The organism is Kitasatospora sp. NPDC127035, assembly GCF_042726075.1.
Taxonomy (GTDB): Bacteria; Actinomycetota; Actinomycetes; order Streptomycetales; family Streptomycetaceae; genus Kitasatospora.
In genome coordinates this window covers 16904-42339 of record NZ_JBHXDN010000017.1, presented here as the reverse complement: position 1 = coordinate 42339, position 25436 = coordinate 16904, and the positions used below count along the sequence as shown (strand labels likewise).

At 75.8% G+C, this 25436-nt stretch carries 16 protein-coding genes; 12 read left to right on the top strand and 4 right to left on the bottom strand.

All coding sequences use genetic code 11. The annotated features are described in order from the left end of the window. The first annotated feature begins 201 nt into the window (after positions 1-201). On the top strand, positions 202-1464 hold the full coding sequence (locus ACFWIC_RS14645) for a histidine kinase (RefSeq protein WP_329880019.1): 1263 nt from the start codon (positions 202-204) through the stop codon (positions 1462-1464). A 122-nt stretch (positions 1465-1586) separates the two neighbouring features. On the opposite strand, the gene ACFWIC_RS14640 is transcribed toward ACFWIC_RS14645, so the two are convergent. After that, positions 1587-2138 (bottom strand): SUKH-3 domain-containing protein, encoded by a 552-nt coding sequence (locus ACFWIC_RS14640; protein ID WP_380360729.1) that lies wholly within the window; start codon positions 2136-2138, stop codon positions 1587-1589. A gap of 68 nt (positions 2139-2206) precedes the next feature. Beyond that, positions 2207-2671 (bottom strand): YwqJ-related putative deaminase, encoded by a 465-nt coding sequence (locus tag ACFWIC_RS14635; protein ID WP_380360714.1) that lies wholly within the window; start codon positions 2669-2671, stop codon positions 2207-2209. Positions 2672-3064: 393 nt separating this feature from the next. Between ACFWIC_RS14635 and ACFWIC_RS14630 the strand changes: the two genes are divergently transcribed. The 7 genes from ACFWIC_RS14630 (at position 3065) to ACFWIC_RS14600 (ending at position 13389) form a co-directional block, all read left to right on the top strand. After that, the gene (locus ACFWIC_RS14630; protein ID WP_329947932.1) at positions 3065-4279 is read left to right on the top strand and encodes a Gfo/Idh/MocA family oxidoreductase; all 1215 of its coding nucleotides are present in this window, start codon (positions 3065-3067) and stop codon (positions 4277-4279) included. Next, entirely contained in the window at positions 4276-5256 is a 981-nt protein-coding gene (locus ACFWIC_RS14625) for an NAD-dependent epimerase/dehydratase family protein (protein WP_329880016.1), read from the top strand. Before ACFWIC_RS14630 ends, ACFWIC_RS14625 begins: the two co-directional genes overlap by 4 nt. Positions 5257-5408: 152 nt before the next feature. Continuing rightward, positions 5409-6521: a DegT/DnrJ/EryC1/StrS family aminotransferase gene (locus tag ACFWIC_RS14620; RefSeq protein ID WP_329947931.1), complete on the top strand. Its 1113-nt coding sequence runs from the start codon at positions 5409-5411 to the stop codon at positions 6519-6521. Between the two features lie 197 nt (positions 6522-6718). Continuing rightward, entirely contained in the window at positions 6719-7831 is a 1113-nt protein-coding gene (locus ACFWIC_RS14615) for a DegT/DnrJ/EryC1/StrS family aminotransferase (RefSeq protein WP_380518564.1), read from the top strand. Positions 7832-7965: 134 nt separating this feature from the next. After that, positions 7966-8967, top strand: coding sequence for an SMI1/KNR4 family protein (locus ACFWIC_RS14610; RefSeq protein WP_329880013.1), 1002 nt, complete (start codon positions 7966-7968; stop codon positions 8965-8967). 93 nt (positions 8968-9060) lie between these two features. Then, positions 9061-11724, top strand: coding sequence for an SUKH-4 family immunity protein (locus ACFWIC_RS14605; protein ID WP_380518561.1), 2664 nt, complete (start codon positions 9061-9063; stop codon positions 11722-11724). 264 nt (positions 11725-11988) lie between these two features. Then, positions 11989-13389, top strand: coding sequence for a hypothetical protein (locus tag ACFWIC_RS14600; RefSeq protein WP_380518559.1), 1401 nt, complete (start codon positions 11989-11991; stop codon positions 13387-13389). Positions 13390-13597: 208 nt separating this feature from the next. Here ACFWIC_RS14600 and ACFWIC_RS14595 read toward each other — a convergent pair whose 3' ends face one another. Further along, entirely contained in the window at positions 13598-14911 is a 1314-nt protein-coding gene (locus tag ACFWIC_RS14595; RefSeq protein ID WP_329947927.1) for a nucleotide sugar dehydrogenase, read from the bottom strand. 884 nt (positions 14912-15795) lie between these two features. Between ACFWIC_RS14595 and mfd the strand changes: the two genes are divergently transcribed. Beyond that, positions 15796-19428, top strand: a complete 3633-nt coding sequence (gene mfd, locus ACFWIC_RS14590) for a transcription-repair coupling factor (RefSeq protein WP_329947926.1) — start codon at positions 15796-15798, stop codon at positions 19426-19428. Positions 19429-19559: 131 nt separating this feature from the next. Here the strand turns inward: mfd and ACFWIC_RS14585 are convergent, their stop codons facing one another. Further along, positions 19560-20213, bottom strand: coding sequence for a DUF4352 domain-containing protein (locus ACFWIC_RS14585; RefSeq protein WP_380518555.1), 654 nt, complete (start codon positions 20211-20213; stop codon positions 19560-19562). 278 nt (positions 20214-20491) lie between these two features. On the opposite strand from ACFWIC_RS14585, the gene ACFWIC_RS14580 reads away from it, so the two are divergent. The 3 genes from ACFWIC_RS14580 (at position 20492) to ACFWIC_RS14570 (ending at position 25359) form a co-directional block, all read left to right on the top strand. Further along, a complete protein-coding gene (locus tag ACFWIC_RS14580; protein WP_380518552.1) occupies positions 20492-22693 on the top strand; it encodes an N-6 DNA methylase in 2202 nt (733 codons plus the stop codon). A gap of 168 nt (positions 22694-22861) precedes the next feature. After that, on the top strand, positions 22862-23626 hold the full coding sequence (locus ACFWIC_RS14575) for a hypothetical protein (RefSeq protein WP_380518549.1): 765 nt from the start codon (positions 22862-22864) through the stop codon (positions 23624-23626). Beyond that, positions 23623-25359 (top strand): protein kinase, encoded by a 1737-nt coding sequence (locus tag ACFWIC_RS14570; protein WP_380518546.1) that lies wholly within the window; start codon positions 23623-23625, stop codon positions 25357-25359. The genes ACFWIC_RS14575 and ACFWIC_RS14570 overlap by 4 nt, the downstream gene beginning before the upstream one ends. Positions 25360-25436 lie beyond the last annotated feature (77 nt).

The window sequence follows — 25436 nt, the reverse complement described above, 5'->3', positions numbered from 1 at the left end:
TGTGGCGGGTGTGACGCGTGCGGACCGCGCTGTCCGACGCGACCAGCATAGGTGTCGGGAGGGTCGCTGTCCGCGAGGTGGCCGGATGGCGGACACGGATGCCCCGGGCCCGTATGTGGTCTGGACCACTTGGGGCGCGGTCGAGGTGTCGGGGCGGAACCGGGTGGGGAAGGGGCGGTGATGCGCCGTAGTCTGTGAGCCATGAGCAAGTCGCCTGGGGAGCGCGCGCGGGACCGGTCGTTCTTGTGGTGGCGGCGTCGGCGCAGCGCCCTCCTGGACGCCGGGCTGGCCGCCCTCGCGGCGCTGGAGTGTGCGGCCAGTTCGGTCGCCTTCCTGGGCGCCCGGTTCCACCTGGGAACCGCGACGATGTTCGGGGTCGCGCTGTTCGGCGCGCTGGCCGGCGCCACCCTGGTGCTGCGCCGCCGCTGGCCGGCCGTACCGGTGCTGGTCGCCCTGATGGTGATGCCCGGGATCCCCGGCATGGTGCTGCTGATGGTGGCGCTGTACACGCTGGCCGAGACGTGGGAGTGGCCCTCGCGCCGACGGCGGGTGGTGGCGCTCTCCGCGCTCGCCTACGCCGAGGTCGCCGGGGTGATCCTGCTGTCGATGCTGACCCCCGGCGACGTCGAGCAGCCGCCGTTCTGGGGCCAGCTGGTGCTGGCGCTGCTGGTGTCCGTCGGCCTGACCGTGGCCCCGGTGGTGACCGGCCTCTATGTCGGGGCGCGCCGGCGGCTGATCGAGTCGCTCAAGGACCGCGCGCACGGCCTGGAGACCGAGCTGGACCTGCTGGCCGAACAGGCCCGGGAGCGGGCCCGCCGGGCCCGGCTGGAGGAACGGACCCGGATCGCCCGCGAGATGCACGACGTGGTGGCGCACCGCGTGTCGCTGATGGTGGTGCACGCCGGGGCCCTGGAGCGGATCGTGGCCAAGGACCCGGACCGGGCGGCGCAGAGCGCCAAGCTGATGGGCGAGGTCGGCCGGCAGGCGCTCAACGAGCTGCGCGAGATCCTCGGGGTGCTGCGGATGTCCGACGAGGCGGCGATCGAGCCCGACTCGCTGGCCGCGCTGCCCCGGCTGGTCGACCAGTCGCGCGCGGCCGGGATGGCCGTCACCCTCACGGTCAGCGGCGGCCGGCAGGAGTTCACCGCCGAGGCCGAGCAGACCGCGTACCGGGTGGTCCAGGAGGGGCTGACCAACGCGCACAAGCACGCCGGCGGGGCGCAGGTCTCGGTGCTGCTCGCGTACGCGCCGAACGGGGTGCGGGTCAGCGTGGTGAACGCCTGTCCGGGGGGCGAGCGGGCCGCGGCCGCGCTGCCCAGCGGCGGCAACGGGCTGGTCGGGATGCGGGAGCGGGTGGTCGCGCTGGGCGGCACCTTCTCGTCGGGACCGGAGCGGGACGGCGGGTTCCGGGTGGAGGCGGTGCTGCCGTCGCGGCTGGCGGTCCGGACCGACCGGCTGGTCTGAGCCCCGACGCCCGTCCGCCCTCCCGCTGCCGGTCCCGGCCGGGCGCCGGTGCGGTCGGGTGCCGGGCGCGGTGGGGCGCGGTCCGGGGCGAGCCCGGGGAGGCGGCCGGGACCGGCCCCGGTCTACGGCTCGTCGGGCGCGCGCAGCCGCTCGGGGGCGGTGCCGAGTACCAGCGCGGTGATCGCCTGGTCGACGCCGTGACCGAGGAACCACTCGCCGGTGTGGTCCAGGCTGTAGACCCGGCCCTCCTCGTCCACCGCCAGCAGCGCCTGTCCGTACGCCTCCTCGCCGAGCGGGGCGAGCCGGGTGTCCAGGGCGCGGCCGAGGTCGGCCAGGGTGCGCGGCTGGTGCAGCCCGCACAGGGGGTCGACCAGGAACGGGGTCCGGGCCAGCTGCCGTCCGGGGCCGGCCAGGTCGAAGGCGAGGCCGCCGAACTCGGCCCAGGCCTCCACCGCTGCCGGGAACACCGAGTGCTGGACGCCGGCCGGGCTGCCGTACCCGACCAGGGCGTCGGCCCACTCCTCGGCCTGCCGGATCTGCCAGCGGCCGGGGTGCCAGCCGGCCGTCTTGAGCTCGGCGGCGACGTCGGCGGGGAAGCGCGGACGCGTCCGCGGGGGCGGTCCGGTGAGGGTGGACGGCGGGGGCGGGGGCGGGGGCGGACTGGGCGGATTCAGGACGGGCTCCGGCGGGTCGGGGACGGGGGACGGTGCGGGTGCGCGGTCGGGGACCGGGCGGTGGCCGGTCAGCGGCCGGCGGCCGGGCCGACGGCGACGCTCTGCACGGTGAAGTGCTCCAGCAGCGGCGAGCAGGAGCGGCACGGCGGGGCGTGGGTACCGTGCGCCGGGTCGTGCTCCTCCCGGATCCGTACGGTCGTCAGCCGCGCGCCCTTGAGCGCCTTGCGGGCCTCGGGCAGGCTCATCGGCTTCCGGGAGGCGCGCTTGGAGCGCCTGCCGTCCACCGCCACCAGGTACTGGGACAGCAGGACCGCCTCCGGGCAGCGTCCGGTGAACCGCTCCCGGTGCTCCGGCGGCAGCGCGTCCAGGAAGTCGCCGACCAGCGGGTGCAGCACGGGCCGGCGGGCGGACTTGTCGCCCGCCAGGGTGTGCACCTCGCCGCCCTTCAGCGACAGGGCGGCGGCGACGGCGGGCAGCAGGCTGTCGCGGTGATGGCGCAGCGGCGGCGTGCCGGCCGGTTCCCCGGTGGTCATGGCGTCGTCCTCCCTCTCGCTCCCCGGTGCTGTCGGTACCAGTGGGGCTGGCGGGGCCGGCCCGGAGCAAGCCTGTCAAATGGCACTGACAACCGCACAACCGGGGTGCGGCGCCGGGCCGGGCCGGCCCGTCGACCCTCCGGCAGGGCCCCGCGCCCGGGCGGACGGACACGCGACGTTGGCCGGATCCGCACGGCATCGTCACGACTCGTCCCCGGGTTTCCCGAATCCACCCCCGGGCGGTGGTGGCGGCCGGTAGCGTTCCAGCAGCGAGCCGAGGGGTCGTTCGGCCGGTGGGGAACCCCGTGGGGTACTGGCAACTCCTTTGCCTGCCATGATCGTTGAGGGCGCCGGGGCGGGGGAGTCGCGGCGCCGAGCAAGGGGGGTCCTGCGATGACGGCGGAATCCGCCAGCGAGGCGCCCGGCGAACACGTGCCCACACCGGGCGCGCCGCCGGAGACCGTGCCGGTGAACCGGATCGGGATCGCGGTGGTCGGGGCCGGCTACTGGGGACCGAACCTCGTCCGCAACGCACAGCAGACGCCGGCACTGAGACTGCACTGGCTCTGCGACCTGGACGAGGCGAAGTCCCGCCGGGTGCTGGGCGAGTACAGCACCGTCCGGTCCACCGCCTCGTTCGAGGAGGTGCTGGCCGACGAACGGGTCGCCGCGGTGGCGGTGGCCACTCCGGCCGCCGCCCACTACCGGCTGGTCCGGGCCGCGCTGGAGGCGGGCAAGCACGTCCTGGTGGAGAAGCCCATCACCACCTCCGCCGCGGAGGCCGCCGAACTGGTGGCGCTCGCCGAGGAACGCGGGCTGGTGCTGATGTGCGACCACACCTTCTGCTACACCCCCGTGGTGCGCCGGATCCGCGAACTCGTGCACGGCGGGGAGATCGGCGACGTCCAGTTCTTCGACTCGGTGCGGATCAACCTCGGGCTCGTCCAGCCGGACGTCGACGTGCTCTGGGACCTCGCCCCGCACGACCTGTCCATCCTCGACTTCGTCCTGCCGCCGGGCGTCGAACCGGTCGGCGTCTCCGCCCAGGGCGCCGACCCGATCGGTGCCGGACGGGCCTGCGTCGCGTACCTGACCGTCCGGCTGAGCAACGGCGCGCTCGCCCACTGCCACGTCAACTGGCTCTCGCCGACCAAGGTCCGCACCACGCTGATCGGCGGGTCGCGGCGCACCCTGGTCTGGGACGACCTCAACCCGCAGGCCCGACTCGCGGTGCACGACCGCGGCGTCGACCTCACCCCGCCCGACGAGCTGACCGACGCGATCCGGCACCAGACGCAGATCTCCTACCGGGTCGGCTCGATGGTCGCCCCCGCGCTGGTCGAGCAGGAGGCGCTGCGCAACGTGATGGCCGAGTTCGCCGCCGCCATCACCGAGGGCCGGGACCCGCTCACCGACGGCCGGTCCGGCCTGCGGGTGCTCCAGCTGCTGGAGGCGGCCTCGCTCAGTCTCGAACTCGGCGGTGCCACCGTGCCGGTGGGCGCCGGCCTCGACGGCGCACTGCCCGAAGACGGCGCACTGCCCCAAGACGGCGCACTGCCCCAAGACGACGTACTGTCCGAAGCTCAGGAAAGGGCCGCCACGCGGTGAACGCTGTAGAGATCGAGGGCTCCCGCTGCCTGGTCACCGGTGGAGCCGGCACCATCGGCTCCACCGTGGTCGACCAGCTGATCGAGGCGGGTGCCCGCGAGGTCGTGGTGCTCGACAACTTCGTCCGCGGCCGGAAGGCCAACCTCGCGTACGCCCGGGAGGCGGCCGCGCCCGGCCGGCTGCGGGTGGTGGACGGCGACATCCGCGACCGCGCCCTGCTGCGCGAGCTGCTCCGCCCCGGCACCGACCTGCTCTTCCACCTGGCCGCGATCCGGATCACCCAGTGCGCCACCGAACCCAGGCTGGCCCTGGAGGTCATGGTGGACGGCACCTTCGACGTGGTCGAGGCCGCCGCCGAGGTGGGCGTCGGCAAGGTGGTCGCCTCCTCCACCGCCTCCGTCTACGGCCTCGCCGACGTCTTCCCGACGCCCGAGACCCAGCACCCCTACAACAACGACACGCTGTACGGGGCCGCCAAGGTCTTCAACGAGGGCCTGCTCCGTTCCTTCCACGCCATGTACGGCCTGGACTACGTGGCGCTGCGCTACTTCAACGTGTACGGCCCCCGGATGGACGTGCACGGCCGGTACACCGAGGTGTTCATCCGCTGGATGGAGCGGATCGTCGCCGGACAGCAGCCGCTGATCTTCGGTGACGGCGCGCAGACCATGGACTTCGTCTACACCGAGGACATCGCCCGGGCCAACCTGCTGGCCGCCGCCGCGCCCGTCACCGACCGGGTCTACAACATCGCCAGCGCCGGTGAGGTCTCGCTGCGCGGCCTCGCCGACGCGCTGCTCGCCGCGATGGACCGGACCGACCTGGGCGTCGAGCACGGCCCGGCGCGGGACACCGCCGGCGGCGTGGTCCGGCGGCTCGCGGACATCGCCGCCGCCGAACGCGACCTCGGGTGGAAGCCCGAGCTGGGCCTCGACGAGGGCCTGCGCCGGCTGGTCGCCTGGTGGCGCGAGCAGTAGCCACCGGGCCGCCGCGTCACCGGGCCGCTTCGCCGCGGCCCGCCCGCCGCCCGCCGGGGCCCGCCGCCGGGGCCGCTCCACCGCTCCTGCGGGCTCCTCCCCGCCGTGACCGCACGGCAGTTCGGAGTACACCTGTGTCCACCATCCCCGTCATGATCCCCTGGCTCGGCGAGGAGGAGGCCGAGGCCGCCGCCGAGGCCGTCCGCTCCGGCTGGGTGGCCCAGGGCCCCCGGGTCGCCGAGTTCGAGCGGGCCTTCGCGGAGCACCTCGGGGTCGAGCACGCCGTCGCGGTCTCGTCCTGCACCACCGCCCTCCACCTGGCGCTGACCGGCGCCGGCGTCGGGCCGGGGGACGAGGTGGTCGTTCCGTCGCTCTCCTTCGTCGCCACCGCCAACGCCGTCACCTACGTCGGTGCGGTGCCGGTCTTCGCCGACGTCGACCCGGCCACCGGCAACCTCACCGCCGCCACCGTCGAACCGTTGCTCACCCCGCGGACCAGGGCGGTGGTCGTGGTCGACCAGGGCGGCGTCCCGGTCGACCTGGACGCCGTCCGGGCCGTCGCCGGACCGCGCGGCATCACCGTGGTCGAGGACGCCGCCTGCGGGGCCGGCTCGGTGTACCGGGACCGGCCCGTCGGCAGCACGGCCGCGATCGCCGCGTACTCGTTCCACCCGCGCAAGCTGCTCACCACCGGCGAGGGCGGCATGGTCACCTGCCGGGACGGCGAACTGGCCGCCCGGCTGCGGCGGCTGCGCGAGCACGGGATGAGCGTCTCCGCCGCCGACCGGCACGCGGCGGCCGGCGGGGCGAACCTGCTGGAGACCTACGACGAGATCGGCTTCAACTACCGGATGACCGACATCCAGGCCGCCGTCGGCCTGGTGCAGCTGCGCAAGCTGCCGGCCATGGTCGCGCGGCGGCGCGAACTCGCCGGGCGCTACCGGGAGCTGCTGGCCGGGACCGGACTCCGGCTGGTCGACGACCCGCCGCACGGCACCACCAACTACCAGTCCTGCTGGGTGCTGCCGCCGGACGGCGCCCCCGACCGTGCCGAGCTGCTCGCCCGGCTCGCCGAGGCCGGCGTCTCCGCCCGGCGCGGCATCATGGCGGCCCACCTGGAGGCCCCGTACGAGGGCACCGCCCGGGTGCCGCTGCCCGCCACCGAACTGCTCACCCGGCGCTCGCTGATCCTGCCGCTCTACCACGCGCTGACCGAGGAGCAGCAGGACCGGGTGGTCGGGGCCCTGCGGACCGCGCTCGGCTGAGCGGGCCGGGCGAGCGGCTCGCGGGCCCGGACGCCCGCCCGCCGTTCCACCGGGCCGGTTCCACGGCGCCCGCCCGACGGCGCCCGCCCGACGGCGCCCTCCCGACGCCGCCCGCTCCGGCCAGGCCCGTTCCCGTGTCCAGGCCCGTTCCCGCGTTCCGACCGTTCCCATGTCCGACCGGCCCAGGGGAGACCACGATGACCACCGACCAGCCCGTACCGCTCGTCGACCTCAGGGCCGCGCACGCCGAGGTCGAAGCCGAGGTCCGGGCCGGCTTCGACCGGGTGCTCGCCGGCGGCGGCTACGTCAAGGGCCCCGAGGTGACCGGCTTCGAGGAGGAGTACGCCGCCTTCTCCGGTACCCGGCACTGCGTCGGCGCCGCCAACGGCACCGACGCCCTCGAACTGGCCCTGCGCGCCCTCGACCTCCCGCCCGGCGGCGGTGTGGTGCTGCCCGCCAACACGTTCGTGGCCACCGCCGAGGCCGTCCAGCGGGCCGGACTGCGCCCGGTCCTGGTCGACGCCGACCCCGACCACCTGCTGATCGACCCGGCGAGGGTCGCCGACGTCCTGCCGGACGCGGTCGCGCTGCTGCCCGTCCACCTCAACGGCCAGCTCGCCCCGATGGCGCCGCTGCTCGACCTGGCCGGAGACCGGCCGGTCGTGGAGGACGCCGCGCAGTCCCAGGGCGCCCGGCAGCACGGCCGGGCGTTCCACGGCCGGATCTCCGCGACCAGCTTCTACCCCGGCAAGAACCTGGGCGCGTACGGCGACGCGGGCGGCGTCGTCACCGATGACGACGGACTGGCCGCCGCGGTCCGGCTGATCGGCGACCACGGCTCCGCGCGCAAGTACGTGCACGAGCGCTTCGGCTTCAACTCCCGGATGGACGCGCTGCAGGCCGTCGTGCTCCGGGCCAAACTGCGCCGGCTGCCCGCCTGGAACGAGGCCCGCCGGGCCGCAGCCGAGCGGTACGACCGGCTGCTGGCCGGCCTGGACGGGATCACCCCGCCGCGTACCGCCCCCGGCAACGAGCACGTCTGGCACCTGTACGCGGTGCGGGTCGGCGCCGGCCGGGACCGTGACGCGCTGCTCGGCGCCCTGAACGCGGCCGGCATCGGCGCCGGCGTCCACTACCCCGTCCCGGTCCACCTCCAGCCCGCGTTCCGGCACCTCGGCCACGGCGAGGGGGCGTTCCCGGTCGCCGAGCGGGCCGCGCGTGAACTGCTGACGCTGCCGCTCTACCCGCAGATCGGGGAGGCGCAGCAGGAACGCGTGGTGGAGGCGCTGGCCGAGGCACTGGCGGCCTGAACCCGGTCCGGCCCCCGTCCTGTCCTGGTCCCGTCCCGGTCTCCCCGGGCGGGGGACCGCGGCCGGGACGCACCCCCTACCCTGGTGTCCAACAAGCGCACCGAGAATTTGCAGCAGCCAGTGGGGGCTCCCAGATGACGACAGGTCGGCCCGGCGTCGCCGCCGCACCGAACGCGGCGTACGCAGGTCAGGTGGTGCAGTTCCCGGACCCGGTCCGCGCGGAGCGGCACCCCGCCGGGGTCCAGGTGGACGAGTACGGCTACCCGGACTTCGGCCCGTACGCCGCCGCGGCGGCCGAGGTCGCCGACCCGCCCGTCGGCTTCGGCGTCGACGAGCTGAGGCTGACCGACTACGTGTCGGCCAACGCCGCGCTGTTCACCCAGGGCCACCCGCTCTGGGCCGACCTGGAGACCGCCGTCGCCACTCCGCCCGGCTGGACCTGGCACCACGCGGTCGGCCGGGCGGCCCCCGGCTGGCGCCGGATGGAACTGGTCCCGGTCGAGGTCAAGGCCCTGCTGCGGCACCACGGCGGCCTGGCCACCTCCTCCGCCGACCACTTCCGGCGCGGCACCCGGCCGCTCCAGGAGAAGCGGCCGGTGCACTTCTCGCTCGCCAAGGACGGCGGCGACCCGATCGGCGTCACCGAGGACCTGGTGCAGCGCGCCGAGGAGCGCCTCGGCTACCGGCTGCCCGGCGCCTACCGGACCTTCCTCAAGCTCGGCGGCGGCCACGCCCCGGTCGGGGTGGCGCTCGACCCGGAGCTGGGGCTGCTGCTCGACCAGCCGTTCCTGACGCTCAGCGAGGAGTACGGCACCGAGGACGTCGTCTACGCCAACAAGTGCCTGCGTGACCACCTCACCAAGGACTACCTGGGCATCGCCTACGCGCAGGGTGGCATCGTGGCGCTCAAGGTGCGCGGCGAGCGGACCGGCTCGGTCTGGTTCTGCCTCTACGACGACGCCCGCGACAACGGCGCCGCCGAGTCGCCGGAGGACCGGGCCGGCCGGCTGCTGCTGCCCTGCGGCGAAGACTTCGACGCCTTCCTGCTCCGGCTGGCCGGGAGCCCGCCGGAGCTGGAGACGGTCGCCGAGCTCATGGTGGACGGCGGGTTCGCGCGCGCCGTCCCGGTGGGCTGACGTGGCGGCGGTGGCGCGGCCGGGGCCGGCCCCGGTACCGGTGGTCGAAGGTGCGGAACAAGCGGGGACGAAGGGGACAGGGGTGAACCGGGCGTGGTGACGTACGCGCAGGCGCAGGAGCTCGCCGAGGAGTGGATCAACGGCGGGGTGCCGCAGGAGCGGCAGCGCGAGGTGCGGGTCCGGGAGTTCGACCTGGGCTTCGTCTGCTGGGCGGTCCAGCCCGGCGGGGGCGCGGACTCCGCGGGCCGGTCCGGGGCCGGTGCGACCGGATCCGAGGGCGAGGCACGGCTGGTGATCGCCCGGGACTCCGGCGCCAGCACGCTCTGGCCCGCGCTGCCGGTCAACGAGGTGGTCCGGCAGTACGAGGAGGCCTACGGCCGGCCGGTCGCGGCCAACCCGGCCGGGGCGGCCCGGCCGACGCCGGGGCCGGTCGAGGCGACGTCCTTCCTGCTCAGCCCGCCGCAGTGGCTGCAGGAGGCCGGTGCGGCGGCGCTCGTCGCCGAGGCGGAGCGGCTGGGTACGCCCGCCGAGCCGGTGCCGCCCGCCGCGCCCGCCGAGCCCGTCGTGCCGCCGGTGCTGCCCGCCGAGCCCGTCGTGCCCGTCGTGCCGCCGGTGCTGCCCGTGCCGTCGGCTCCGGTGGGCGCCGAGCACGGGCCGGCGCCCGCCGTCCTGACCACGCCGCCGGTCTCCGAGCGGCCCGCCGGGGACGCCCCGACCATGCTCGCCCCGCCGCCCGTGTTCGACGACCCGGCCGACGCGCCGGTGTCCGCCGCGGGGGCCGAGGCGGCCACCGTGCTGCTGCCCGAGGGGCTGCGCACCAACGGCGCGGGCCTGCCCGGCGCGCCCAGCGCCGGTTCGGAGGCGGCCACCGTGCTGCTGCCCGAGGGCGGCCTGCAGGTGGTGGTGCCGCCGTCCGGTCCGGCCGCGGAGCCGGCGCCGACGGTGCTCGCCCCGCCCGGGGGCCTCCCCGGTCTGGCCGGTCTGCCGGGTGCGCCCGCGCCGGGCGCCCCCGGTGCCCCGGTGCCTCCGTACTCCGCTCCGGGGGCCGGCCCCACCGTCGAGCACGCCCCGACGATGCTGGCCTCGCCCGACGGTGTCCCGGGTCTGGCCGGTCTGCCGGGTGCGCCCGGGCCCGGCGCTCCCGTACCGCCGCCCGTCGGCCCCGCCGCCGACGGGCCGCAGGGCGCCCGCGGCCGCAACCCGGCCTCGGCCCCGCCGCCGCCCCCGCCCGTGGGGCTGCGCGGCGGCCCGGGCGCTTCCGGCGCACCCGGTGCCCCTGCGCCCGGCGCTCCCGCCCCCGGCGCCGTCGGCCGCAACCCGGCGTCGGCCCCGCCGCCGCCCCCGCCCGCGGGGCTCCGCGGCGGTTCCGGCCCGGCCGCGTCCGGCCCCGGAGCCGGCCCCGGCGGCCGAGGTGCGGGCAGTACCCCGCCGCCCCCGCCCCCGGGGGCCCTGCGCGGCGGCGACGCCCCGGCCGGGCCGCCCGGCGCCCCCGCCCAGCCGGCCGGCGGCGTGGCGTACGAGCGCACTCAGCTGGCGGGCGCGATCGACCCCGCACTGCTCGGCGGGCTCCCCGCCGACCCGGGAACCCCGCCGTCCGGCGGCCCCGCCGTCCCGCCGCCGCCCGGTCCGGGTGGCCCGGCCGGAGCCGGGTACGGCTACCCCGGCGCGCCCGCCCCCGCCGCGCAGGCGCCCGCACCGGCCCCGGCCGGGCCGCCGGTGCCGCCGGCTCCCGTCCCGCCCGCCGCGGTGCCCGGACCGCCGCCGGGGGCCCCGGTGCCGCCCGGGGTGCCGGCGGTCGGCCCCGGCTACTTCGCCGCGCTCAGCTACCGGGGGCCGGACGGCTCGGAGCAGAAGCTGCTGCACCGCAGCGAGCCCGGCACCCCGCACCCCGAGTGGAAGATCCTCCAGGACCTCCGCCGGCTGAACGTGCCGCCGGAGCAGGTGCTGGAGCTCTACACCGAGCTGGAGGCGTGCGACCTGCCCGGCGGGTACTGCAACCGGATGATCGCGGCCTCCTGGCCGAACGTCCGGCTCACCCACACCGCCGACTACGGCCGTGACCACCACTCCCGGCAGGCCGGGATGGCCCAGCTGCTGGACCACCTGGACGAGCTGCACCAGCTGGCCTCCGGTCCGCAGCGGGTCCGGCCGTTCCGGGTGCCGCTGCCCGCCCCGGGCACCGTCCCGGTGCTGCCGCCGCTCCCGCCGCAGCAGCTCGGACAGGAACTCGGCCAGGCCTTCGGTCCGAACGTGTTCCACTTCGAGCAGCGCGCGGTGGCCCGCCAGGGCGTCCCCGAGCCGGTGGCGCAGACCCTGATGTGGGCGGGCCTGCCGCGAGAGTTCGGTCCGTTCTTCTGGGCGCAGGCCCAGGAGGGCCGCCCGATCCCGACGCTCTCCGAGCTGGCCGCCGAACGCGGCCTGCCGGGCGGCCCCGACTTCGGCGGCTACCTGGTGCTCGGCAACGACTACGGCCGCCAGCTCTGTGTGCAATACGGCACAGCGCACGTGGTCGCGGTGGATCTCGAAGGAACCGGGGAGCCGCCCCGATTCGTCAACACGGGTGTACCGGAGTTCGTCCGCTCGATGGCCCTGCTGGGCCGGATGTGGCGGCTGCGGTACGGGCTGACCCCGGATCAGGCCGGTCGCTGGACCACCGACTTCCAGGCTCAGCTCGCCGCGATCGACCCGGCTGCGCTCCAGTCCGCGGACACCTGGTGGGCCGTGCTGCTGGAGCAGTTCTGGGACGGCCTGCTCTAGCGGGCCGTCGCGGATCCGTGCAGATGGAGGGGTCGTTCCGGTGTTCGGAGCGACCCCTTCGGCGTGCTGGTGCGGCTCTGCTTCGTTGGGGTTTCGCCACGATCTGCGCAAAATAGGTCAAGAGGATGGTCGCAACCGGCCACCCTCGGTACGTTTCGATCCGTTCGATGCCTGATTCCTGACCGGATCTCCCGACCCGGTTCCGGAACAGGCCGATCCGTCCGATCATGGGCTCCGCAGCCCGCGACACGAGGGGAAGAGCCCATGAGCGACGCCGTCCCCCAGTACGGCTTCACCGTTGCCCGGCGCGGTTACGCGCCCGAGCAGGTCGACCGCGCCCTGACCGCACTCACCGCCCGGCGAGACGAGTCGTGGGAACGGCTGAGCGTGCTCGGGGCCGGGATCCGGGAGATGGAACGCCGCCTGGCCGAGATCCAGCAGGCCGCCGCCGACGCCCCGGAGCCGGACTACCAGGTGCTCAGCGACCAGGCCGCCGGTCTGGCCAGGACCGCCGAGAACGAGGCCCTGGCCGTCCGCGAGAAGGCCGAGCGCCACGCCGAGGACCTCCGCGACGAGGTCTACGAGGCCGGCCAGGCGCTCGACCGCGCCGCCAAGGAGTACGCCACCACCACCCGGACCGACGCCGACGGGGCCGCCCGGCGCACCGACGAGCGCACCCGGGCCGAGGCCGAGGCGATCCGGGCCGACACCGACCGCGAGGTCCGGTCCGTCCGCGACTCCGCCACCGCCCATGCGGCCAAGGTCCGGGTCGCGGCGGCGGAGGCCTCCGAGCGGGCCGAGGCCAAGCTGGCCGAGCTGCGCCGCAAGGCCGACGAGACGTTCGCCGAGGCCCAGGCCAAGGCCGACACCGAGGACGCGGCCGTCTCTGCCACCGCCGAGCGGCGGCTCAAGGAGGCCGAGCAGCACCGGGAGACCGTGCTCGGCCAGATCAAGCAGGCCGACGCCGAGGCCCAGGCCCGGGCGGACCAGCTGATCGAGCAGGCCCGGCGCGAGGCCGAGCGGATCAACGCGGCGAGCGAGCGCGAGCAGCGCGAGTTCGCGACCAGGCTGGAGACGGTGCAGCAGCACCTCGACCACATCAAGGGGACCCTGGCCTCGCTCACCGGCGCGGCGGTCGGGGCGATCGAGCCCGGGGCCAGGTCCCTGGCGGGTGCGGCCCTGGCCGCGGGCGTCCGGGCGGACGGCGGTGCCGACGACGGCCGCTTCGGCGCTCCGGCCGACGGCGCGGCCGTCGTCCTGGCGGACGCCCCCGCGGACGTCCCCGCGGACGCCCCGGTGGTGGACCCGGACGCGGACACCGGGGAGATCCCGCTGCCGGTCGCCAACCTGCGCAAGGACGACGCCCCGGTGGTCCCGGCGGCGTCGACCGAGCCCGTCCCCGAGCCCGTCCCCGTCACGGCACCGGCCGTCGGTGAGGCGACGGCGGTGCTCCGGGTCACCCCGGGACCGGTGGACGCGCCGGTGGCCACCGGTCCGGTGCCTCCCCGGCCGGCCTCGCCCCCGGAGGCGTCGGCGGTCGAGGACGCGGTGGCGGGCGCCGGGCAGCCGGTCGAGGACGAGACGCGGATCATCCCCAAGATCGTGATCGTCGACGACGGCAGCGGCTACGCCACGCCCAACACCGTCTCCTACCGTCGCCGCTGACTCTGGTGCGACACCGGTCGGGGGAGGCTTCCCCGGGGCCCCGGCCCCGGCTTCGGCTCCGGCCCCGCCCCGGCCCCGACGGACCGCAGGCCCCGAGCGCCCCACCGGGCACCGGGGCCTGCGGTCCGTCGGCCCGTACGCGATCGGGGCTCCCCGCCGAGCCGCGGACGACCGTGCGCAGGGCGGTGCCCGCCGCGACGGGTCGGAGTCAGAGCACCTCGACCGTGGCGCCGGTCAGCCGGCGCCGGCAGTCCAGGACGTACCGGGCGTGCGTGGCGACCGCCTCGTAGTCGAACTCGTCGTGGTCGGCGAGCAGGACCACCGCGTCCGCCGCCGCCAGCTCCTCCGGGCTCGCCTCCACCCGGTGGACGGCGGCGAACGGGTCGCCGTGCCGGTCGTGCTCGGCCGCGCGCTGGCCGGGGATCACCGGCTCGGGCACGTGCACCCCGACCACCACGTGGGGGTCGGCGGCCCGGACCTCGGCGCCCATCCGGACCAGCAGCTCGGCGACCCTGGCGGCCGGGGTCTCCCGGGCGTCGCCGGTGTTCTTCTTGTAGGCGAGCCCGAGCAGCAGCACCCGGGAGCCCTTGACGGAACGCTGCCGCTCGTTGAGTGCCTCGGCGAGCCGCCGGACCACGTAGTCGGGCATGTGGCTGTTGACGTCGTTGGCCAGCTCGACGAACCGGAACGACTGGCCGAGCGCCCGTTCCACCCGCCAGGACAGGTAGGACGGGTCGATCGGCAGGCAGTGTCCGCCCACGCCGGGCCCGGGAGTGAAGCGCAGGTAGCCGAACGGCTTGGTGGAGGCCGCGTCGATGGCCTCCCAGACGTCGATCCCGAGGTCGTGCGCGAACATCGCGAGCTCGTTGACGAGCGCGATGTTCACGTGCCGGAAGGTGTTCTCCAGCAGCTTGGTCAGTTCGGCCTCCTTGCAGGAGGAGACCGGCACCGTCCGGTCGACCAGCTCGCCGTAGAAGCCCTCGACCGCGGCCAGCGCCGCCGGGTCGATCCCGGAGACCACCTTCGGGGTGTTCTCCAGCCGCCAGGTCGGGTTGCCCGGGTCGATCCGCTCGGGGCTGTAGCCGAGGTGGAAGTCCCGGCCCGCGGTCAGCCCGGAGCCCTCCTCCAGCAGCGGCGCGAGCAGTTCCTCGGTGGTGCCCGGGTAGGTGGTCGACTCCAGGACGACGGTCGCCCCCGGCTTCAGGTGCTGGGCGAGCAGGGCGGCCGAGGCCTCGATGTAGGAGAGGTCGGGCGCGCCGTCGCGCAGCGGTGTCGGCACGGTGATCACCGCGATGTCGAAGCCCGCCACGTCGGACGGATCGGCGGAGGGCAGGTAGCTTCCGTTCTCCAGCAGCGGCCGCAGCCGCTCGGCGGGGATGTCCTCGACGTACGACTCGCCGACGGCCAGCCGCTTGATCCGGCGCTCGTCCACGTCGTAGCCGACCACCCGGTGCCCGACCTCGGCGGCGCGGACCGCCAGTGGCAGTCCCACGTAGCCCTGGCCTGCGATGACAACGCGCATGACGAAGAACCCCCTCCATCGCGACGCCCCTGGGCCCCTCCGGGCGTCCCCACACGGTCTTCACCACAGGGTAGGGAGCGGCGCCGGACCGCGTGGGTTTTCCCGGCATCGCGCCGGGAGGTGCGGAAGGTGGCCCTCCGGGGCGGATCGCGGAGCGGTCCCGCCGGGAGGAGGCGCCGCACGTCGCTCGCAACGGCCCGGAAGCGGCTGGTGAACGGTTCCGGGGAGAGGACGCGGGGAGCGGCCACGGGGAGCGGAGCCGGGGAGCGGACTCGCAGACGGTCGCGGCCTGCGGACCCCCGAAACACTGGAGGCCGAGACCCGTGGCGCCCTCCAGGAAAGGGCGCCACGGTTCCCGGCGCTTGGGCGGGCGCCCCCACCCAGGGTCGCCCGGCCTCGCACTCCCGACCCCCATCGGGTGTGCGACCGTGCCTTCCGCAGCCATCCCCCACGGTTGGGTGCGGCGGGCACATTCACCATGGTGCGCGATCTCCATGGACGGGCAGTGACAGGAGTATGTCCAGTTCGTGGCAGATCGCGACGGCGAGGGAACAATGCGGCGAAACAGCCGGAGCGGCAGCGTGCGGCCGGTGGTTCGTCCGCGCCCGGCCGTCGGGCGGCCCCCGTTCCGGATCCGGACCGTCGACGCCCCCGTCGACGCCCCCGGCTCCGTCCGAACGCCGTCGGGAGGCCGTCCGAACGCCGTCGGGACGGCGTCCGGTGAGGGCCGGTCGCGACCCCCGGCCGTGCGCCGCGTGCGCGTCTGCCTCGCGGCGTAGTCTGGAGACCCCCGGCCGCTCGGCGCGCCGGGCCGTTCGCGTTGCCCGGGCGGGCCTTCGAGGCCCCGGGGCAGCACCAGCCACGGGACGAAGAAGAGACTCCAGATGAGCCTGACCGGACTGCTCGATGTCGTCGCGCGGGACGCGGCGCTCGCCGAGGCGATCGAGGCCGCGACCGCCACCGGCACCGCGGCCGGAGGCCGCCGCCACCTCGACCTGGTCGGGCCGCCCGCCGCCCGGCCGTTCGCGATCGCCGCGCTGGCCCGCGCGCTCGCCGGGCAGGCCGCGGGGGAGCGGGGCCGCCCGGTGCTGGCCGTCACCGCCACCGGCCGGGAGGCCGAGGACCTCGCCGCCTCGCTGCGTTCGCTGCTGCCGCCGGACGCGGTCGCCGAGTACCCCGCCTGGGAGACACTGCCGCACGAGCGGCTCTCGCCCCGTTCGGACACCGTGGGCCGCCGGCTGGCGGTGCTCCGCCGGATCGTGCACCCCCGCGCGGACGACCCGGCGGCCGGTCCGGTGCAGGTGATCGTGGCGCCGGTCCGTTCGGTGCTCCAGCCCCAGGTGAAGGGGCTGGCCGAACTGGAGCCGGTGGCCGTCCTGCGGGGCGAGTCGCACGACCTGGAGGAGGTGGCCCGCAAGCTCGCCGGCGCCGCCTACTCCCGGGTCGAACTGGTCGAGAAGCGCGGCGAGTTCGCGGTGCGCGGCGGCATCCTGGACGTCTTCCCGCCGACCGAGGAGCACCCGCTGCGGGTGGAGTTCTGGGGCGACGACGTCGAGGAGGTCCGCTACTTCAAGGTGGCCGACCAGCGGTCGCTGGAGATCGCCGAGCACGGCCTCTGGGCGCCGCCCTGCCGGGAGCTGCTGCTGACCGACGAGGTCCGGGCCCGGGCCGCCGCGCTGGCGGCCGACCACCCCGGGCTGGCCGAGATCCTGGACAAGATCGCCGAGGGCATCGCGGTCGAGGGCATGGAGTCGCTGGCGCCCGTCCTGGTGGACGACATGGAGCTGCTGCTGGACGTGCTGCCGCTCGGCTCGGTCGCGGTGGTCTGCGACCCGGAGCGGGTCCGCACCCGGGCCGCCGACCTGGTGGCGACCAGCCAGGAGTTCCTGCACGCCTCCTGGGTGGCGGCCGCGGCCGGCGGGGACCGGCCGATCGACCTGGAGGCGATCGACGTCTCGGCCGCCTCGCTGCGCTCACTCGCCGAGGTGCGCGAGCACGCCGCCGAGATCGGGCTGCCCTGGTGGTCGGTCAGCCCGTTCGCCACCAGCGAGTCCTCGGTGCACGAGGTGCTGGAGTTCGACGCCAACACCCTGACGCTGGGCATGCACGCGGTCGAGGCGTACCGGGGCGACACCGCCCGGGCGATCGCCGACGCCAAGGAGCGGCTGGCCGCCGACTGGCGGGTCGTCATGGTGACGGAGGGGCACGGACCGGCGAGCCGCCTCGCCGAGGTGCTCGGCAACGAGGGCATCCCGGCCCGGCTGGTCGCCGACCTCGCGGAGGCGCCGACCCGGGACGTGGTCTACGTCGCCTGCGGCTCGATCGAGCACGGTTTCGTCGACGAGACGCTCAAGCTGACCGTGATCACCGAGACCGACCTGTCCGGCCAGAAGTCCTCGACCAAGGACATGCGGCGGATGCCGTCCCGGCGCCGGAACGCGATCGACCCGCTGGCGCTGGCCGCCGGCGACTACGTCGTCCACGAGGCGCACGGCGTCGGCCGGTACGTCGAGATGGTGCAGCGCACCGTGCAGGGCGCGACCCGCGAGTACCTGGTGCTGGAGTACGCGCCGGCCAAGCGGGGCCACCCCGGCGACCGGCTCTTCGTGCCCACCGACCAGCTGGACCAGGTCACCAAGTACGTCGGCGGCGAGGCCCCGACGCTGCACCGGCTCGGCGGCGCGGACTGGGCGAAGACCAAGCAGCGGGCCAAGAAGGCGGTCAAGGAGATCGCCGCGGACCTGATCAAGCTGTACTCGGCCCGGATGGCCGCGCCCGGCCACACCTTCGGGCCGGACACCCCCTGGCAGCGCGAACTGGAGGACGCCTTCCCGTACGCGGAGACGCCCGACCAGCTGACCACCATCGCCGAGGTCAAGGCGGACATGGAGAAGTCCGTCCCGATGGACCGGCTGATCTGCGGCGACGTCGGCTACGGCAAGACGGAGATCGCGGTGCGGGCCGCCTTCAAGGCGGTACAGGACGGCAAGCAGGTGGCGGTGCTGGTGCCGACCACGCTGCTGGTGCAGCAGCACTTCTCGACCTTCGCGGAGCGGTACGCCAACTTCCCGGTCACGGTGAAGGCGCTGTCCCGCTTCCAGAGCGACTCCGAGGCGAAGGCCGTGCTGGAGGGCCTGTTCGAGGGGTCGGTGGACGTGGTCATCGGGACCCACCGGCTGTTCTCCTCGGAGACCCGCTTCAAGGACCTCGGACTGGTCATCGTCGACGAGGAGCAGCGGTTCGGCGTCGAGCACAAGGAGCAGCTGAAGAAGCTGCGGGCCAACGTGGACGTGCTGACGATGTCCGCCACCCCGATCCCGCGAACCCTGGAGATGGCCGTCACCGGGATCCGCGAGATGTCCACCATCACCACCCCGCCGGAGGAACGGCACCCGGTGCTGACGTTCGTCGGCCCGTACGACGAGAAGCAGATCTCGGCCGCCATCCGGCGTGAACTCCTGCGCGAGGGCCAGGTGTTCTACATCCACAACCGGGTGGAGTCGATCGACAAGGCGGCGGCCCGGCTGAAGGACCTCGTGCCCGAGGCGCGGGTCGCCACCGCGCACGGGCAGATGGGGGAGACCCAGCTGGAGAAGGTGGTCGTCGACTTCTGGGAGAAGGAGTTCGACGTCCTGGTGTCGACCACGATCGTGGAGTCGGGCATCGACATCTCCAACGCCAACACCCTGATCGTCGAGCGCGGCGACACCTTCGGCCTCTCCCAGTTGCACCAGCTGCGCGGCCGGGTGGGCCGTGGGCGGGAGCGCGGGTACGCGTACATGCTGTACCCGCCGGAGAAGCCGCTGACCGAGACCGCCCACGAGCGGTTGGCGACCATCGCCCAGCACACCGAGATGGGTGCGGGCATGTACGTCGCGATGAAGGACCTGGAGATCCGCGGGGCGGGCAACCTGCTCGGCGGTGAGCAGTCCGGGCACATCGCGGGTGTCGGCTTCGACCTCTACATGCGGATGGTCGGCGAGGCGGTGGCCGAGTTCCGGGAGTCGCTGACCAACGGCGGCGAGCCGGAGGAGGAGCCGCTGGAGGTGAAGATCGAGCTTCCGGTCGACGCCCACGTGCCGCACGACTACGCGCCCGGCGAGCGCCTGCGGCTCCAGGCGTACCGCTCGATCGCGGCGGTCAACTCGGAGGAGGACATCACGCAGGTCCGGGACGAGCTGGTCGACCGGTACGGCAAGCTGCCCGACGCGGTGGAGAACCTGCTGATGGTGGCGGCGCTGCGGCTGTACGCCCGGCGTTGCGGGATCTCGGACATCACGTTGCAGGGCTCCAACGTGCGGTTCGGTCCGGTGGAGCTGAGGGAGTCGCAGCAGCTGCGGCTGAACCGGCTCTACCCGCGGAGCCAGGTGAAGGCGTCCACCCGGCTGCTGCTGGTGCCGCGGCCGGCCACGGGCCGGATCGGCGGCAAGCCGCTGGTCGGGCGGGAGCTGCTGGCGTGGTGCCGGGAGTTCCTGTCGGCGATGTTCGACGACCTGGCGGGGGCGAAGAAGCAGTAGCCGGGGATCCCCGGTGGGCGGCGGTCTCGGGCGGTGACGCCCGGGGCCGCCGTTCGCGTTCGCGCCGTTCGCGTTCGCGCCGTTCCCGCCGGGCCCGGACCGATGCCGCCGCGGGGCTGTGCACAGGGCCGTCAGCCGATCTTCCACTGGCCGACCTGCTGGGCGAAGCCGTTGTCGAGGGAGAACTGGACCTTGTCCAGCTTGGTGCCGTTCGGGACCTCGAAGACGACGAAGCCCTTGCCCGTCTCGCCGCCGGCGATGTTGGTCGGGGTCTGGAAGGACTGGCCGGCCTTGGTCTCGGCGAGCGTCGGGCCGTAGGACTGGCCCTGGGCGTCGACCACCTTGGCGCTGCTCCACGGCGCCTCGCTGTAGGCCTTCGAGCCGGTCGGCTTGATCTGGAACTGCACGGCCACGTAGTGCTTGCCGTCCTCGGCCTTGAGGTACGCGTTGGCGCTCTCGGCAGGGTCGACCACCTTCACCGCGGTGACGTCGGCGGTGTTGCCCTTGTCCAGGCTGCCCTTGAGCCCGATCGTGTCGCCGATCTTGGCGGGGGCCTTGGCCGCGTCGGGCGCCTTGGCGGCCTCGGCCGGCTTGCTCTCGGCGGCGGGCTGACCGTCGGCCGGCTTGGCCGGGGCGGAGCCGCCCTCGGCGGCCGGCGTCGCGGCGGCGGTCTGCTTGGCCTCGGTGGAGACGGAGCCGCCGCCGCCGGCGTCGCAGGCGGTCGCGGTCAGGGTGACGAGCGCGGCGCCGAGCAGCAGGGCGGCGGTGCGACGGGTGGTGGACATGAGGCTCTCCTGGTCTTCCGGTGTGCCGCCCGGTGCGGCGGTGACAGGAGAAATCACACCACTGACTGTGAACAATGTCAACGACGAGTCGTGAAACCTCTCTGTTCACGTGTGAACGGCCCGGAGGTCGGTGCTGGCTATGCTGTGTGATCACACCGGCCGGCCCGGTGCCCCGCCCAGCCCGCCCCCGCCCAGCCCGCCCCCGCGCGCGTCGCAGCCCCGGCGCCGCCGAGGCCGTAGTAGCCGTAGTAGTCGTGGCCGTCGCCGAAGGAGCCCCCATGCCGGACCGTCCCGAGGTGACCGCCGTCGAGATCGCCCGGCTGGCCGGGGTGGGCCGGGCCGCCGTCAGCAACTGGCGCCGCCGGCACCCCGACTTCCCGCGACCGGTCGGCGGCACCGACAGCAGCCCGGCCTTCGCCCTCGCCGAGGTCGAGACCTGGCTCCGCGCCCAGGGCAAGATCGCCGAACTGCCCCTGCTCGAACGCGTCTGGCGGCTGGTCGAGACCCTCCGCGACCCCGCCGGCCACCCCGCCGCCCCGCTGGTCCAGGCCGGCGCCGTCCTCCTGCTGCACCACCGCGAACCGGGTCGCTGGACCGCACTCGCCGCCCAGTCCGAGGCCCGGCTCGCCACCGGCCTGCCCCGCGCGCTGGCCGACGCAGCCGACACCGCCCTCGGCCCCCACGGCGCCGCCGGCCTCCACCTGCCCGGGCTGCTCGGCTCCACCCAGCTGGACCTCGCCCGCCTGCTCGCCGAACTCTCCGCCGCGGCCGGACCGCCCGCCGCCTTCGAGCAACTGCTCACCCGCTACGCCGAGGCCAACACCCGGCAGCTCAGCCCGACCCCGCCGGAGGCCGCCGGCCTGCTCGCCGCCGTCGCCGGTGTGCCCGCCACCGTGCTGGACCCGGCCACCGGCCTCGGCGCGCTGCTGCTCGCCCTGCCCCCGACCACCGGCCGGTACGGCCAGGACGCCGACCCGGTCACCGCCGCGCTCGCCCGGCTCCGGCTCGCCCTGCACACGCCCGCCGCCGACCCCGGGCCGCTCCCGCTCGACCTGCGTGCCGGCGACGCCCTGCGCGCCGACGCCCACCCCGGCCGCACCTTCGACGCGGTGCTCTGCCAGCCCCCGTACAACGAGCGGGACTGGGGCCACGACGAGCTGCAGTTCGACCACCGGTGGCCCGGCGGTCTCGTGCCGCCGCGCGGCGAGTCCGAACTCGCCTGGGTGCTGCACTGCCTCGCCCACACCCGCCCGGGCGGCCTCGCGGCCCTCCTCCTCCCCCCGACCGTCGCGACCCGCCGGGCAGGCCGCCGGGTCCGGGCCGAACTGTTGCGCAGCGGCGCCCTGCGCGCCGTCGTCGCGCTCCCCGCCGGCGCCGCACCCCCGTACGGCGTGCCGCTGCACCTCTGGGTGCTGCGCGCCCCGCGCCCGGGGGACGACTTCCGGCAGGTGCTGCTGCTGGACGCGACCTCCGCCCCGGCCTCCCCGGCCGACACCGCGGAGGGCGGCCGGGACAAGGTCCGCTGGCCCGACCTGCACCGGACCGTCCTGGACGCCTGGCGCGCCTTCGACCTCGCCGCCCGTGAGAGCCTGCCGCTCCCCCCGGACCGCCCCGGCGAGTACCGGACCATGGCGGCGATCGACCTGCTCGACGACGAGACCGACCTCTCGCCCACCCGCCACGTCCCGCCCGCCGCCCCGCTCGGCGGCGCGGCCGAACTGTCCCACCTCAGCGGCCGGCTGACCGAGATGCTCGACGCCCTGGGCGACCCCGGCGCGCTGCTCCCGGAGCCGACCGGCTCGGGCTTCGGGACGGGCTCCGAAGCGGGCTCCGAAGCGGGTTTCGGGGCCGGTTCCGGGGCGGGCGCAGGCGTGGGCACCGGCGCGGTCGTCACGCTGGGGGAGCTGGTCCGGGCCGGCGTCCTGGAGGTGTACTCCTCCGGCAGCGGCGCACCCGGCCGGCCGGTCGACGCCGACCCGACCGGCACGCCCGTGCTCACCGACCAGGACCTCGCCGCCGGTACCCCGCCCGGTGCCGTTCTCGACCGGTCGGCCGCGACCGCCGACGGCCCCCCGCTGACCAGGCCCGGCGACGTCGTCGTGCCGGCCCTCGGCGGGGCCGGTGCCCGGGTCGTCGGCCCCGCGGGGCCGCCGGCCGGCGCGGCCCTGGGTCGCCAGCTCCACCTGCTCCGGCCCGACCCGGACGCCCTCGACCCGCACTTCCTGGCCGGCCACCTCCGCTCCACCGCGGCCACCCGGCGGGCCGCCAGCCACGCCTCCACCACGACCCGCCTCGACATCCGGCGCGTCGAGCTGCCCCGCCTCCCGATCGCCGAACAGCGGCGCCTCGGCGAGGCGTTCGCCCGCCTCGCCGCGTTCGACACCACCCTGCAGCAGGCCGCCGTGCTCGGCCGCGTCCTCACCCAGGCCCTCACCGACGCCCTCGCCACCGGGACGGCCGCGCCGCCGCACACCCCCTGACGGGCCGTCCGGCGGACCGGCCGCGGCAGACCGGGGCGGGTGGGAGGTCCACTGCCCGGGCTGCGGAGGCGGTCCGAGGGATCCCGGCCCGTCGGGTGGGGGCGGTACGGTGTGCGGGGTCGCTCCGTGACCCGGACGGCCGCCGTACTCACCCGCTCAGGAGCGCGCATGTCAGGGCAGTACCCCGGGCAGTTCGGCCCACCGCCCGGCGGCGCCTTCCCTGGCGGTGGGCCCGCCGGGGGCATACCGGGCGCGGTGCCCTACCCCGGGCCGCCGACCGTCATGGGCCCGGTGCCGTCCGGGCCGCGGCCCGCCGGCCCGTACGGGGTGCTCGGCCGGGTGCTGGTGGTGCTCGCCCCGCTGCTCTCGATCGGCCTGCTCGGCATGGTGCCGTCCCTGCTGCTGGCGGTCCGCCGGCGCCGGGCGTACGACATCGTCGGTGCGGTCGCCTTCGCCGGGCTCTTCCTCGCCTACATCGTCGCGATCGGGGTCGCCGGCAACGGCCCCAAGGGCAGCGCCCCCACCGCCGACACGGTCGGCATGGTGATGATGGTGCTGATGTGGTTCGTCCCGCCGGCGCACTTCCTGGTGATGGACCGGCATGCGGTTTGGGAGGCGGGCCGCCCGCACCCGGCGGCGCCGGGCGGTCACTACGCCCCGCAGGCCGTCACCGCCCCCTACCCGGCCCAGCCGGCGTACGGCTACCCGGCCCCCGCCGCGCCCACGGCCGCCCAGCCCTTCACCGCCCCCGCCCAGCCCTTCGGCGCCCAGCCCTTCGGCACTCCGGCGCCGTTCGGGACTCCGGCCCAGCCGTTCGCCGCCGCCGCGCCGTACCCGCCCGCGCCGGCTCCGGACGCCGGCCCCGCGACCTCCGACGAACTGCGTGAGCTGGGCGAACTGCTGCGCCGCCAGGCCCGCGAGGGCCGGCCGTGACGGTGGCCCGGGTGATCGGGGGCCGCTACCGCCTCACCGAGAAGATCGGCCACGGCGGCATGGGCCAGGTCTGGGCGGGCCACGACGAACGGCTCTTCCGCCCGGTCGCCGTCAAACTGCTCCGCCCCGACCGGCTCCTCGCCGCCACGGGGGCCGACGCCGGGCGCGGCGGGGACCACCGCGCGCCCGGCGACGACCTCCGCCGCCGCTTCCTCCGCGAGTGCCGCACCACCGCGGCCCTCGACCACCCGGGCCTCGTCACCGTCTTCGACGCCGGCGAGGACGGCGGCGAGCTGTACCTCGTCATGCAGCGGGTCACCGGCGTCAGCCTGGCCGACCTGATCGCCGAGGACGCGCCGTTCCCGGTCGAGCGTGCGGTCGCCGTGGCCGCGCAGCTCTGCACCGCGCTGGCCGCCGTCCACGCGGTGCCGGTCGTCCACCGCGACCTGAAACCCAGCAACGTGATGGTCCGTGAGGACGGCCGGACCGTCCTGCTCGACCTCGGCATCGCCACCGCACTCGACCCCGAGGCCACCCGCCTCACCCTCACCGGCGTCCCGATCGGCAGCCCGTCGTACATGGCCCCCGAGCAGGCCCTGGCCGCGACCGTCGACCCGCGCAGCGACCTGTACGCGCTCGGCTGCCTGCTGCACGAGATGCTCGCCGGCGAGGGGCCGTTCCGCGCACCCACCGCGCTGGGCCTGCTGCGCCGTCACGTCGACGACCCGCCGGTGCCGTTGCGCGAGCTGCGCCCCGAGGTGCCGGCGCCGTTGGAGCGGCTGGTCCTCGACCTGCTCGCCAAGCGGCCCGAGGAGCGTCCGGCCGACGCGCAGGAGGTCTACGGGCGGCTGCTCCCGCTGCTTCCTGCCGCCGTCCCGGTGCCGCAGCCCCGGTACGGACCGCTGCCCGACCCGTCCCGGCCCTACCGGCACCCGCTCCAGCCGCAGCCCCGGGCGGCGGAACCCGCGCCGCAGCCGGGTGGGGCGGCGGTGCCAGCGGCGCCGCCCGCTCCGCCGCGTGCCGCTCCGCCGCGTGCCGAGCCGCCGCCGTTCCTGATGGCCGCCGTGCCGATGCCGCCCACCTCGCAGGGCCCGCCGCCGGCCGGCCCGTTCGCCCCGCCCGGTCCGGTCTCCCCGGTGGAGGGCGACCTCGCGGCAGCCTGCGCCCGGCTCTCCGACCTGGTCGACGCCGGACGGCGTGCCGAGGTGATCGACCTCGCCGCCCGGCTGCTGCCCCGGGTCCGGGCCGAGCTCGGCGACGGCTCCGGGCTGGCCGGCACCGTCCGGGCCATCTACGCCCGCACCCTCCTGCAGGAGCGGCGCCACCGCGAGGCGCTCCCGGAGTACCGGCAGCTCGCCGCCACCGCCGAGGGCGGTCCGCGCGGCCGGGCGGCCGTGGAGTACCGGTACCGGGCCGCCGAGTGCCTCGAACAGCTCGGCCGGGGGGCCGAGGCACTCGCCGAGTACCGGGCGCTGCTCGCCGACTGGCCGGACACCGACCAGGAGCGGGTGCTGGACCTGCGCGAGCGGATCGGCGGACTGCTCGCGGCGCTCGGTGAGGCCGAGGCGGCCTGGTCGTGGCTGCTCCAACTGCTCTTCGACCGTGAGCGCCGCGAAGGCCCGCACCACCCGGCCGTGCGCCGGCTCCGCCGGACCCTCGACTCGCTGCAGCCCCACCACGTCACCACCGCCGATCCCCGCGCCACGCCCTGGCCTCCGTCGCACCGTCCCTGATCGCCTCCGGGGGCGTCCGCCGGTCCGACTTCCTGCGTGCGGGCATGACTTTCGACAGATCCGCCGCCCCCGCGTTT